General features: G+C 46.5%; 11 protein-coding genes. 2 read left to right on the top strand and 9 right to left on the bottom strand.

What is annotated here, in order from left to right; all coding sequences use genetic code 11:
- Nucleotides 1-151: 151 nt before the first annotated feature.
- From LRY47_RS06860 to LRY47_RS06845, 4 genes are read right to left on the bottom strand one after another with little or no spacing between them, the layout of a single operon-like run.
- A complete protein-coding gene (locus LRY47_RS06860) occupies nucleotides 152-1,360 on the bottom strand; it encodes an MFS transporter (RefSeq protein WP_295223655.1) in 1,209 nt (402 codons plus the stop codon).
- A gap of 8 nt (nucleotides 1,361-1,368) precedes the next feature.
- On the bottom strand, nucleotides 1,369-2,613 hold the full coding sequence (locus LRY47_RS06855) for an MFS transporter (protein ID WP_295223654.1): 1,245 nt from the start codon (nucleotides 2,611-2,613) through the stop codon (nucleotides 1,369-1,371).
- Nucleotides 2,606-4,393 carry an ABC transporter ATP-binding protein gene (locus LRY47_RS06850; RefSeq protein WP_295223653.1) on the bottom strand — a complete coding sequence of 596 codons (1,788 nt, stop codon included), beginning with the start codon at nucleotides 4,391-4,393 and terminating at the stop codon, nucleotides 2,606-2,608. The genes LRY47_RS06855 and LRY47_RS06850 overlap by 8 nt, the downstream gene beginning before the upstream one ends.
- Nucleotides 4,380-6,173: an ABC transporter ATP-binding protein gene (locus tag LRY47_RS06845; protein ID WP_295223652.1), complete on the bottom strand. Its 1,794-nt coding sequence runs from the start codon at nucleotides 6,171-6,173 to the stop codon at nucleotides 4,380-4,382. Before LRY47_RS06845 ends, LRY47_RS06850 begins: the two co-directional genes overlap by 14 nt.
- A gap of 355 nt (nucleotides 6,174-6,528) precedes the next feature.
- Between LRY47_RS06845 and LRY47_RS06840 the strand changes: the two genes are divergently transcribed.
- Both LRY47_RS06840 and LRY47_RS06835 read left to right on the top strand, forming a co-directional pair.
- The gene (locus LRY47_RS06840) at nucleotides 6,529-6,804 is read left to right on the top strand and encodes a hypothetical protein (protein WP_295223651.1); all 276 of its coding nucleotides are present in this window, start codon (nucleotides 6,529-6,531) and stop codon (nucleotides 6,802-6,804) included.
- A gap of 232 nt (nucleotides 6,805-7,036) precedes the next feature.
- On the top strand, nucleotides 7,037-7,930 hold the full coding sequence (locus tag LRY47_RS06835) for an AraC family transcriptional regulator (protein ID WP_295223650.1): 894 nt from the start codon (nucleotides 7,037-7,039) through the stop codon (nucleotides 7,928-7,930).
- Here the strand turns inward: LRY47_RS06835 and LRY47_RS06830 are convergent.
- From LRY47_RS06830 to LRY47_RS06810, 5 genes are read right to left on the bottom strand one after another with little or no spacing between them, the layout of a single operon-like run.
- Nucleotides 7,913-8,506 (bottom strand): ABC transporter ATP-binding protein, encoded by a 594-nt coding sequence (locus tag LRY47_RS06830; RefSeq protein WP_295223649.1) that lies wholly within the window; start codon nucleotides 8,504-8,506, stop codon nucleotides 7,913-7,915. The two genes, LRY47_RS06835 and LRY47_RS06830, sit on opposite strands and share 18 nt — an antisense overlap.
- On the bottom strand, nucleotides 8,499-9,245 hold the full coding sequence (locus LRY47_RS06825) for an ABC transporter permease subunit (RefSeq protein ID WP_295223647.1): 747 nt from the start codon (nucleotides 9,243-9,245) through the stop codon (nucleotides 8,499-8,501). The genes LRY47_RS06830 and LRY47_RS06825 overlap by 8 nt, the downstream gene beginning before the upstream one ends.
- A complete protein-coding gene (locus LRY47_RS06820; protein WP_295223646.1) occupies nucleotides 9,226-10,134 on the bottom strand; it encodes an ABC transporter substrate-binding protein in 909 nt (302 codons plus the stop codon). Before LRY47_RS06820 ends, LRY47_RS06825 begins: the two co-directional genes overlap by 20 nt.
- Nucleotides 10,131-11,120, bottom strand: coding sequence for a methyltransferase (locus tag LRY47_RS06815; RefSeq protein WP_295223644.1), 990 nt, complete (start codon nucleotides 11,118-11,120; stop codon nucleotides 10,131-10,133). The genes LRY47_RS06820 and LRY47_RS06815 overlap by 4 nt, the downstream gene beginning before the upstream one ends.
- The gene (locus LRY47_RS06810; protein ID WP_295223643.1) at nucleotides 11,104-13,158 is read right to left on the bottom strand and encodes a TonB-dependent receptor; all 2,055 of its coding nucleotides are present in this window, start codon (nucleotides 13,156-13,158) and stop codon (nucleotides 11,104-11,106) included. Before LRY47_RS06810 ends, LRY47_RS06815 begins: the two co-directional genes overlap by 17 nt.
- Nucleotides 13,159-13,272 lie beyond the last annotated feature (114 nt).

Genomic DNA, 13,272 nt, shown 5'->3' with positions numbered 1-13,272 from the left:
GACAAGGTCATCTATGTTAAGATAGAGTTCTGTTTGAAATTGGTCTTCTGTCTCTTTAAGCATCACATAATATAACAGAAAACGCCATGTAATTGCAATTACATGGCGTTTGTCAACAATCTGAGGCTCCCCTCGGGGAGCCTTTTTTATATCAGTTAGTATCGACGGTCAGCTCTTCGGTATAAACAACCTCGCGGCTCTTCCACGAATAAACAGTGAGAACGGCAAACGCAGCCACAGCAGCAAAGAAAGGCAGAGAAGGGTCTATGCCGTAAAACAACGTGCTTAAAAGCGGACCGGCTATGATGCCTATTCCCTGTGCCGCCGAAACCGTTCCCGCCGCCGCACCCTGCTCCGATTTTGAAACGGCATTGGAAGCAAGCGCCTGAAAAGCGGGAAATATCATTCCCATTCCGGCAGTGGCTACACAGAACCCGACAATAAGCGAAAACTGTGTAAAAGCGAACAGAGACACCAGCAGAAAACCTATGGCGGAAACTGATGCACCAGCCTTAAGCCACGTTTTCGGCGTTACTCCACGCACTTTGGAAACAACAATCTGAACGGCTATGAAAGCAAAACCGATACATGAAAGTGCAAAACCTGTGACCTTCGCACTCGCTGTCATATCAAGTCCGAGCCTGTCTATCACATAGAATCCCAGACAAACCTGTGAGGTGACAACGCTGTACATTGTCAGAAACGCTGCCGCCATAGGCAGTCTGAGTCTGTTGTCGGTTATCTTTAATATTTCTGCTCTCTGTGCCTGCGCAGGCTTGTCCCGCTCCAGAACAAAATATGCAGTCACCGCCGCCAACGCGGGCATGAAAGCCGCCGCATAAAGAGGCACGGCAAGCCCCAGTACAGCCAGCGCACCGCCCATTGCGGGACCGATTATCATCCCGATGCCGTTTGAAGCACCGAGAACAGCCATCATAGAGGCTCTTTTATCCGGCTCTGTATTGTCAGCTATCAGCGCCGCAGAAACAGGCGGAATGGCAGAATAGAAAGCTCCTATCAGCCCTCTCGTACCTATCAGAAGAAGCACGGAAATTATCACCGCAGGCGGATTTTTCACCGCAAAACTTATGAACAGGGAAAGGAGCAGATAAGAGACGGCAAAGCCGGATATACCCAACAGGAGAATGGGTTTTCTGCCTTTAAAATCGCTTTTTCTGCCCCAGAAGCGCGCCGTAAGAATCCAAAGCACCCCCGCAAGGGCGACAGAGACACCCGCGTGCCATTCCATAAGCCCGAGCTCGCGCACGATGGGACCCACCACTGCAAGAAAAGACATCATAGCGGCAACACAAAGTATGTTTACGAATATCAAGGGTTTAATGATTTTTTTGTTACTCATTCTCCACCTCACTGTTCTGTCGGAACAAGTTCCGCAGAATGTAATTCTTTTTTGACAACAGGGTGATACAACCCCTTAAGAGTAATAACTGATATCAGCGACATCACGGAAACGGAAATCAGCACAGCTCCGTAACCGTATTTCCCCGCAAATGCGGAAGCCACCGACCCGGAAAAGAAGCTGATGAACAGATATATACTGTGCTGCATAGCAAAATCCGTTGCCGGTTTTTCATCGGAAACGTATTCCATCATGATTATATAAAAGACCGTTGCCGCAGGACCTGCCGCGCCCATTATCATAAATACGCACAAAGCGGACAGCACAGGGCTGTTGTGTACCGAAAGCGGAAGAAAAAGCAGCAGTGCCACCACTGCGTGCACGCTTGAAAGTCCCATGAGAACGGATTTTCTGCCGAATCTTTTCAGCAGATACCCCGACGGGAATGCCGATAGCGCCCCTACGATCGTTCCCATGACATTGACAACAAGACCTATCACGTCAAGCCGCAATCCGCTGTCCACAAGCACAGGGGTCATAAGTGCGTGGGTGGAGGTGTAGCCCATGGGGAAAATTATCAGTATGACAAGCCAGTAAGAACGTCTTTCGCTGCCCCAGAAACGAACGAAGTATTTCCAGTATCCTGTTTCGTCTTGTTTTACGACAGTGAATTCCGGTTCCTTAAAGAACAGAATCTGTATAAACGAAATGAGCATCACCCCGGCAAGGATATACAGACAGCTGACCCAACCGACATGAGTATAAACGACAAGTCCTACACCGCTGCCAAGCATCCAGCCGAGCATTGTTCCGGCTGTTTTCACTGCATTGCCAATGCTCCTTTCACTTATGGGGAGCAGTCTGTAAACAAGTGCGTCGGCAACAACGTCCTGTGTTGATGAGAAAAATCCCATCAGCATCCCCATTGCAACGACCAGCTTAAGATCATCTATGACGTCAAACATCGCCGTGGAGATAAAAACACCCGCCATCGCTATCTGGAACAGAAGGAGCCACCCTTTATATTTCCATCTTTTAACAGGTGAAAATCTGTCTATCACAGGCGCCCAGAGAAACTTCAGAAGCCAGAACACGCCCAGCAGATATATCGTGCTGATGGACTGGAGTGAGGCTCCGTTCTTACGCATGATGGCGACCAGCGCCTCAAGGAAGAAGCTGAAGCCCATATACTGTGTGAGATACAGCGAACCTATCAGAAGAAGACTTCTCACAGGTATTTTTCTATTATCCATTGATATCTCCCGAAGCAAGATTCCAATTCTTGCTCCTCTGCTGTGCTTCCCACATGTCTGCATATCTGCCCTTTTGTGCAATAAGCTGTTCGTGGGTTCCATGTTCCGCCACTCTGCCGTTTTCAACAACAAGAATGGTGTCGGCAGCCTTTATGGTTGAAAGCCTGTGGGCTATCACTATCACTGTCCTGTTGCGGACAAGAACGTCAACCGCTTTCTGAACAGCCTCTTCGCTCTCCGTGTCCAGAGCAGCGGTCGGTTCGTCCAGTATAACCACAGGTGCATCTTTCAGAATTGCTCTGGCAATGCTGATACGCTGGCGTTCGCCGCCGGAAAGACTTCCGCCTATGTCCCCCACTCTGGTGTAGTAACCATCGGGAAGTCTGGTTATGAACTCATGGCAGTATGCCGCGTCAGCCGCGCGCCTGACCTCTTCGTCAGTGGCTTCGGGTCTGCCCATGCGGATGTTGTTAATAATGGTGTCGTCAAACAGATAGATGTCCTGAAAGACAACGGATATATTTTTCATCAGAGCGGACTGCTCCATGGTGCGGATATCAGCGCCGCCGAATGTTATAACGCCTTCCGACTGGTCGCCATAGCGCATTATGAGCTTTGTTATAGTTGTTTTACCGGAACCGGAGGGTCCCACAACAGCTGTAAGTGAGCGGTACGGAATTTTGAAACTAACCCTTTCAACTGCGGGTTTCTCCTCGCCGTCGTATGCAAAGGTAACGTTTTTGAATTCGATATCATATCCTTCCGGCGTTTTATCGCCCTCAATGACAGAGAGTTCTTTTGCACCCAGAACGGAACGTATCCTTTCAAAAGCAGACTGCACTGTGTCGAAAACCGTGGTGACGTTGATGTAAAGAGCTATGGGTTCCGCAAAACGCGCAACAGCTATCAGAAGTCCCGCCAGAACGTACACATGCAGACTTCCGCTTTTAACGAAAAAACCGCCCAGAATAAGTATCGCAAGAAGTCCCAGTTCAACCAGCGAGGTCAGGAGCATAGAGGGAACTGAACCTTTGACAAGTCCCTCAGACTGAACTCTTCTCAGTTTTTTTACTGACGTCTGAAGCCTGTGAGCCTTGGCGCCGGTACAGTTTACTGCTCTTAAAACGGTAAGCCCCTGAGTGTATTCGATGATATCTGATTCAACGTCAGCGTGAGCCTGAACTGTCTCATATTTTTCCTCGCGGTTTGTCCTCCTGCGCCATTTATAAATCGGTATGCCGAGCGGCATTATGATTACCATCGCAAGCCCCAGCCGCCAGTCCACCACGAATGTTGCTATTATCACCAGCAGAGGAACAAGGATTATCTGTATGAGGAGCGAACCTATCACACCGATATGCATGACAGATTCGTCAACGTTAGCCGAAAACACCGAATTCAGATCTCCTGTGCGGTATTTGTATAGCTTTTCAAGGGACATGAACCGGAGTTTTGCGCCCAGCTTGCTCCGCAGGCTGTGCGTAACCTCGACAATTGTGCCGGAATAATCGAAATTATGTGCGAACCAGCGGCATGCAACCTCAACAGCCATACACAGAGCCATAAGCCCAAGCCAGAGCCACGCTTTATCGTAATTGCCTTTTTCCGAGAAAAGGTTAAACATCAGAGGCAGAAAACACACGAAAGAAAACCCCTGCGCCGTAAAGGCAATAATGAAGAGTTTCACGCTTCTGCGGTATTTCGGAGCCTGCGCACCGCATATCTGCTGTGCTTCTTTATATGTTTCGTAAACTGTGAGAAATCTGTTATTTGCTTCCATTGCCGCCTCCGTTCCTGTGCAGATCCCACGCCTGCGCGTTTTCATAACTGCGCCAGAGACGCGCATATACTCCGCCAAGATTCACAAGGTAGTCATGACGCCCTTTTTCAACAGCCTCTCCGCCGTCGAACACAACTATCTGATCCGCGTCCTTAATGCTTGAAAGCCTGTGAGCAATAACTATCACCGTTTTGTTCTTCATAAGCATGGCAAGCGCCTTGATTATCTCCTCTTCGTTCTCCGGATCGGCAAACGCTGTCGCCTCATCCAGAACCACGATGGGGGAGTTGTGCAGTATCGCTCTCGCAATTGTGATGCGCTGTTTCTGCCCGCCCGAAAGCCGGACGCCTCTGTCACCTGCCATGGTGGAATAGTCCTCCGGCAGTGACATGATGAAGTCGTGTATCTGCGCAGACTTTGCCGCACTCACCACTTCATCGTCGGTGGCTGACGGATTTGCCATGCGGATGTTCTCTTTCAGCGTGTCGTTGAAAAGGAAAGTATCCTGAAAAACAAACGAAACCGTCTGCATAAGCGTTTCCGTGGAAATTTCGCGTACGTCCTCTCCGCCAACTCTGATACAGCCCTGATCAACATCCCAGAATCTGGGTATCAGCTTGGCAACGGTGCTTTTTCCAGCTCCGGACGGACCCACAAGGGCTGTCACCGTACCCGCCGGAACCTTAAAGCTTACGTTTTTCAGCGCATAAGCCTCTCTGTTCTCATAACGGAACGACACGTTGTCAAACTCCACAGACGAATCTTTCGGGTTTTGCGGATTTTGCGTCTCCAAAAGCTCCGGAACGCTCATCAGATCCTGTATGCGCAAAGCGCTGGCTTCGGATTTTTTTATGAAATTTGATATCCACATAAGGGGCATCATTGCATCTGACATTCCGGTGCTCAAAAGTATGGACGCAACAAGGCTGAACATGTCCAGAGAGCCCCTGCTCATCAGCCATATTCCCGCCGCCGTCACAGCCAGAATGGTCGGAAGCGGGCTTAAAACCATCATGCCAAGCTTCGCCGGAACACCTGTCACTGTTATCCATTTTTTGAGAACTACGCGGTAGTTTTCAAGCGCCTCGCCGAATCTGCGGAACGAACTGGTGCCGTCGTCGAATATCCTGACCACGGGCATAGCCTGAACGTATTCTATGACAGCGGCGTTAACGCTCTCCTGACTTTTGTCGTACATTTTCCTGAGTTCAACGGAATCACGCATCACCGTATAAAGCAGAGCCGCCCCCACAACCAGCACCGACAATGAAACAAGCGCCAGCCGCCAGTCTATGATGAACATGACCAGCATAGACACGACAGGTGCCACGGAGCTTCTGCCTATGAACGGTGTCGTGTCGGCAACAAACGCATGAAGATTTTTAACGTCGTCAAGCATGACTTTTTTCAGAGCGCCGGAGCCGTTATTTATGACATATCCAAGCGGAACGCGTGAAAGATGGGCTGATATTTCCGTCCGCAAAATCTCTTCAAGGCGAAACGCGGCAAGATGGGACGTTCTGAACCCCATGCTTCTGGATATGTATGCGGCAGCGGTCGTTATTATGAGAAGTATCACAGCCGATTTTACGGAAAGATCAAGCCATACCAGAGGTTTTTCACCTGCTATGGATGAAACGGAATAGGCTATCAGCACCAGAGAGACTATGGAAACAGCGGAGGCGAACCCGCCAAGAAATACACCCGTGCGTATTTCACCCATAACAGGGGACATTATAGTCCATAGCCCCCGTTTCGGTTTCTTTTTTTCAGTGTTCATTATTGACATCCCTGTAATGAATTTATTAGTTCACAGAGATTATTAGACCTATGCCGGCGGCGATTCTACCCGACGGCGGATAATAAATAGCCTGAAAACCCATAGCGTAAAAAAAAAGCGCATCCGGCTGACCGTTGCCTGATGCGCCCTGCATAAACCAAAAGGAGGCTGGTTTATTTGTCTATACTGACAGTTGTTCCGTAAAAAAATTCTATGAAATTCTTATGCAAATTAAATCAGCTAATTATGAATTAATTGAAAGCTAAAATACTTACATAATTAAGCCACAACAAAAACAGTCAACTTGTTCTCCGAAAGGAATATAATCTCTCAACTGATCTTCAAGGAGAAGAAAATGAAATTATCGCTCATTACTATCATGTTAGCACTCTTCTGCATCTCATTTTCAGCCATAGCTTCGGACAATCCGCCACAGCCGCCTGACGGTTCCACACCTCCCGCTCCTCCGAAAGAGGCGATTACGGCGTGTGCCAATCTCACCGAAGGAACCGCATGCAGTTTTAAAGGTATGCGCGGAGAGAACTTTACAGGCGTTTGCAAACTGATGAACTCAACGCTGTCATGTATGCCCAGCGGAATGCCACCTAAAAGACCAGACAGCAACCAGTAACCTACAACGAAAAAAGGCGGAGCCGCCAAAAGACTCCGCCCGATTTGATAAAAACATACCTACAGGGGGTATATTTCCTAGAAAGCTTTAACCAGAGTAACCCAGACAGCACTATTTCCATTATAGTTTTCGCAAAGCAAAAGAATAGTCTGATTGCCGGATGGATTTTTAGTCTTGAATTTTCCGACGGAAAATAAGATAATGATTATCATTATCTTTAGTGGACGTTACAATGGCTGCAATCTTAAAGCAAAGCAATTCCGATATGCATAATATGTGGACAGTTACGAACAATGACAAAACCATCGGGCGCATCAGAAGGATGAATCTTGATAAAGGCATGTGTTTTACACACAGCAGCATCACTGCAAATGAAACTTTTGATTCGTTTCATTATGAATCCGGATCGGTGTATAATTTTGTATTCGTTCTTAACGGGCTATTTGATATCCTCACCGAAAACAGGTTTTACAGAAAAACCATGTCCAAAGGTTCCGCCTACGCTTTTAAAACCGGTGACGAAAAAATCTCTAAAATTTTAAAGAAAAACATTTCTTCGGAAGCCATAATCATAAAAGTTTCGGAAGAGAAAATGGACGAACTTCTCTCGGACACAGGTTCCGCCCTTGCCGACGGGATGGAAACTCACTGCTTCAAAAAAACAGCGGAGCTTATGTGCAGAAGGATGCTCTCCTGTAAATATTCGGGAGGCACTGCCTGTACTTATCTGCAATCGGCAGCGGTTGATCTTCTGGTTTCTGAATTTATGACACATTCAGCAAACACCACCGGAACCGAACAGAACACGGTCTATGAAATAGTGGACTATATAGAGAAAAACCACTCAGCCGACTTCACTCTGAGCGGACTGGCACGCATGGCTGGAGTGAGTCACACCAAGCTTAACAGAATTTTCAGGGACGTAACAGGTACAAGCGTTTTCGATTACATAAGAAATTCAAGAATAAAGACCGCCGAAAACTATCTTTCAAAATCGGATATGAGCATCACTGAGATAGCTATGAACACCGGATTCAGTTCATCCAGCCATTTTTATTCCTGTTTTCTGAAAGCAAAAGGTATCTCTCCTAAAAATTTCAGAAGCAGATCAAACGGAAATAACTGATCCGCACATGCCGATATCACTGCTGAAATGGGAAATAAGCATCAGTGAGCATCCGTTTTCTTCGCAGTAAGAGCGGACAAGGTTTGCTGCTTTTTCCCTCAGAACTGAGTCCAGAGCACTGAAAGGCTCGTCCATAAAAATAATGTCAGGTTCGTTTATCAATGCTCTCGCAAGTGCTGTTCTCTGCGCCATGCCGCCGGATATCTGCGAAGGTCTTAAATCACACGCATCCCCGATTTCAAACATCCGCATGTACTTTTCAGCTTTTTCAAATGACTCATCGTCCGGAACCCTCCCTTTAAGGGGAAAAACGATATTCTCCGAAACAGTTTTCCATGGCAGAAGTCTGTAATTCTGAAAAACGAAAGACGCTCTTGCATAATTGCGCAGAACCTCACCGGAATCCGGCTTCAGAAGTCCGGCGCATAGGCCGAGTAGGCTGGTTTTACCCTTTCCGCTTCTGCCTGTAATACCGAGAAACTCACCCTTTCCGAGCTTCATGCTGAACCCGTTCAGTATACGGTTATCTCCGTAACCGAAAGAGACATTATCAAGCTTTAAGATATCGTCAGACACTTCCCCATCTCCTTAGCAGATATTTAGATGCAGACTCCATCAGCCAGACCAGCCCGAAACATATGATCACGCAGCCGTACAGAACGGGCATATCCAGCCTTGCCCTTGAAACCGATACCACAAAACCGATACCGCTTTCTGTTCCCATCACTTCCGCGAGGATGACAAGTCGCACGCAGTTGCCTGTCACAATGAGTATGGAAGCGCAGAGAGCTGAGTATACAGCAGGAATATATATATCTGTTACGCGGTAAAAAACAGGTATCTGAAAAACTTCTGCCACCTGTATATATTTTTCATCGCTTAATCTTATCCCTTCCGCAACGTTGGCATATACGGTGGGGACGATGAAAACCGTACTCAGAACTATGACCATCAGACTGCCGAGTCCGAACCAAAGCATTGCCAGCACGGCTGCAACTATACCAGGGATACTGGTAAGCACTCTCCTGAAAGGCTCAGCGAAAATAAAAAAATGTCTGCGAGTCCCTCCGAGAATTCCCAGAATAACTCCGGCAACCACCCCTGAAATAATTGATACGGATATTCTGAATATCGTAACGGCAAGATGGGTTTCAACAAAATCCGCATTGTTCAGAAGTCTCCATGCGGCACGAAACGAATCTTCCGGCGAGGCAAGGACCAGACTTCCCATACCTGCCGAGGCAGACTTCCACACCAGAAACAGCAGGAGCACCCCGGCAATTCTTGCAGAAACATCAATATTCAGTTTCAACATACCGCTTCATAAGACCGATGAATTTATTAATTCCGCCGTTTTCAATGGAACCGCCGGAAACTTTAACCCGGCTGTTTTTCATTATTTTTTCGGCTGATTTCCTGTCCAGAGCAGGAAAATACTCCATAAACGCATCAACTGATCTGTCCGGATTGTCTCTGCATATTCTGTCATATTTAACATACAGCCTGCGAAACAGAGAATTCTGCCCGCTGTCCGTACTGAAGCCCGCAATGCCGCTGAAAATCAGAGGTATGTTTTTCTGATAAGCTCTGTTCCATTCATCGTAAACTGATATTTTTTTAACCAGTTTCCGGAGCCTGCTGTCCTGAAATGACATGGACTCTGCTGTGGATGCCATCGGATCGGGAAGAAGAACGGCATCCGCCCTGCCTGTCATAACAAGCTGTGCGGATGAAACTGGTCCTCCGGCGGAGACCACTCTGACCTTCTTTCTGTCAACGCCTTTTCCGGCGAGGAGCATATCCAGCAGAATCTCCGGCATATCACCCCTGAACGGCAGAGCTATTGTTTTTCCGGATATGTTTTCCATTGAAAAATCTTTGTCGCATGACAAAAACCACATGGGTGTGTTTTCAACGGCAAATAACAGCGACGCTCCCTTTACTCTCCCTGAAAGGCGCATGTAATCAAGCATGCTCACTGTCACATAAACGGATTTCCCCTGAGATACTGCAACTCTGTACTGATCGGGCGAGTTCCATCCTGTAAATTCAGCCGAATATCCTGCCCTGACGAACTCCGGATCTTTCTGCATCATTATCATCGGACAGCTTTCGTAAACGGCAGTTCCGGTAAGCAGAATTTTATCACCGCAGTAACCGTATGCAGCAGCAGCGATTATAAGAAGCGTATAAATTATTTTCATGGTTTCCTCGCTATAATTACGTCAGCTTCCCCGCCGGAATCACCGGATATTCTGCTTCCGACAAGAATCAAGCCGCTTCCGGCTACTGCTTCCTCAATTTCTCCAATTTTGATGGAAACGTCAGAACCGGAAAGAGCCACACCCAGTCTGTTGATAATCACTTCCTGCGGCTGTGTTTTTTCGTTGTAAAGTCCTTCGTGAACCGATATAAAATATCCGCCGGCATTCAGAGCGCCCGCAATTTTGCAAAGCAGAGCATGGAGATCATCGGCATAATACAGACTGCGGCTCGCCCAGATAAGGTCGTATCCGCTTCCTATATCATCCTTAGAGTAACTCCCTGAAATATAGCTTATCCTGTCTCCGTGAATTTTCTGTGCCATTTCAATAACAGATGGCAGATCAAAAAGCGTCATGGACATTGACGGAAAAGTATCCAGAATGGATATGCCGATAAATCCGGGACCACCGCCAAGATCAAGAAATCTGCCGTCGGTGTTCAGTCCCTCAAGGGAAACAACAGTTTCCACAGCATTTAAGCCCACCATTTTCTGAAAAGGGATAAGGTTTTCAAACGCCTCTGTCCACACCGGTTCGTTGCCTAGATTAAAAACTGCGGCATCTTTTGCCGCTATAAGCGACATTATATCGTCAAGCCCGTACAGTCTTCTGGATGCAAGAGAAAGCACCAGTCTGCCCTGATACGTTTCTGAATCAGAAACCAGATACCTTGCACTCAGACTGCTGTTTCTGTATCTTCCGCAGCATTTTTCCAGATAGCCGCAGCTTACGAGTGCATCCAAAAATATCTCTGTTCTGTCGGTGCGACCGCCGAGTTTTCCTGCAACTGTACCAGCAACCGTCCATTCTTTAATATGGTCAAACACATGATGTTTAATGGCTGAACTTATCAGCTGCCAGCGTATATATCCGTTCATTTCGTTTAAAAGGGTTACATAACCCTTCATATCAGTATCTGTATGCAATTTTAACTCCGAATGTTCTGGGTTTTCCGTCTTCCGCAACTGTTGTCGCTCTCATGAATGACTGGGATTCCGTATAGGAAGTATCCGTCAGGTTTTCACACCATAGCGTCAACTCAATATGATCCCAAAGATATCCGGTTCTTGCGTTATAGAGAACATAAGCCCCTTCTTTCAGATTGTTCGCACCATCATAATAAAATCCTCCGGTATAAACAGAATCACCAGATATAAAAAATCCTGACGGGTGTATATACTCAAACCCTATGTCAAAAGTGTGTTCAGGAACAGTGGGAAGTCTGTTACCGGAATAATCGGTATAGGTATACTTCTGAGAGGATGAGTTATACTGTGAATCAATCCAGTCATCTGCAAAAGATTTTGTTAATCCGGCTGAAGAGAACAGCGTCAACCCCTTCGCAGCTTTATAATTGGCTGAAATCTCAGCTCCGTAAGCATGCGCTTTCGATGCGTTGCTTATCTTTACATTTCCTGCCTCGCCGGAAATAACCTGGCTGACCTGTTTATCTTTCATGTCTGTGTAGAACACTGCAGCATTAACACCCAGCCTTCCGGAAGCGAGAACCGCTTTATATCCGAGTTCATAGTTGATGGTATGTTCCGCACCGTACAAAAGGGATTCGTCGGAAGTGGCAAGATTATAGTTAACACCGCCCGCAAGATAGCCTTTCGCCACTGATGCGTACAGCAAACCGCTTTCAGTTTCAAAATTCAGTGAGAGTTTCGGAAGAACCTGCGTGTATGTTTGGCTGTCCGAAAATTTATAAAGAGCGGATGCTTTCGCATAATCCATATCTGAATCTATGGACGACTGCTCAATCCTCAGTCCAAGGTCAACATAAAAACTTTCTGTAATCCTTGGAGAAAACTGTCCGAAAACAGCATATCCCTTGTTTTCTGTATCGGCTGTTCTTTTTTCTTTGGTAAAAGTTTTCTCAAAGACTGTGTCTGTATCCTGTGTGAAGGCATACAGACCGCCTATGAATTTATAACTGTTTGTTTTACGGCTGATTTTCAGTTCTTCACTTAAAGCGGTATCTTCAAGATCAAGCACCGAAAGCCCTTGCGACTGAGAGGTTCCGTCAAAATCCTTTGAAAATTCTCTGGAATAATCAGTATAACCCGTTGTGGATGTGATAGTGTATCCGTTCAGCTCGTATGAATAACTCAGACTGTTCACCCAGCCGTCGTAGCTCTGAGTATATTTATCATTGTAATTTATCGAATATTGCGGCGTTGCATATGTGCCGTCCAGAACTCTGAATTTTCCTTTGGCATCGTCAGCATTGTAGTAATATGAACTGAAATATACCTCTGATTTCGCAGAGGGCAGAGCTCTCAGCTTAAACGTCAGATCCTTTCTGTCCAGTTCTCCGGCTTTGTCATCTCCGTTATATATATTTTTAAAATACCCGTCGGTACGGTTTAAAACCGCAGACAACCCCACAAAAAATCTGTCTTTTACCATTGGACCGCTGACGTCAAAGCTGTATTTTGTTCCGTACGGGTTGTCTCCGGTATCGTAAACATAATATTCGGCAGATATATAACCATTTACAATGTTATCCGGTTTCTTCGTTATGATATTAATAACACCTGATTCCGAGTTCCTGCCGTATAGAGTTCCCTGCGGTCCTTTAAGGATTTCGATTCTCTGAACACCGCTCAAATCCGGCTGCTGCATAAACAGCGTAGGCAGAGCAACTCCGTCGATATAAACGCCTACAGGATTTACAAGGGTTGTCGTGAAGGGCGCGACACCTCTTATAACAACCGAGTTGCCGACGTTATCTGACTTGATGTGCACATTTGCCGAGTAATTTGATAAATCCTTAAGTTCCGAAACATCCTTAGATGATATGTCGGCTTCGTCATACGCATCAATGCTCAAAGGCGTTTTATACTGTTTCTCTTCATATTTCTGCGCGGTGACGTTTATCTGGTCAATAACCAGCTCTTCCTGTGCCGAGGCATTGACTATGCCCGACAACAGAAAAACTGAAAAAAGAAATCTCTTCATAACTGCCTCCTGATAATTTCCGTGAATAATACAGAAGACACCAGCCGCAAAATATCATTTCCCGAAATAAAACATTCAAACGGCGCAAAAACAGTCTTTTGAAAACAAAAAAGA

The organism is Seleniivibrio sp. (genome assembly GCF_021209385.1).
Taxonomy (GTDB): Bacteria; Chrysiogenota; Deferribacteres; order Deferribacterales; family Geovibrionaceae; genus Seleniivibrio.
The sequence above is the reverse complement of the archived record's forward strand: the minus strand, read 5'-3'. Positions and strand labels throughout refer to the sequence as shown.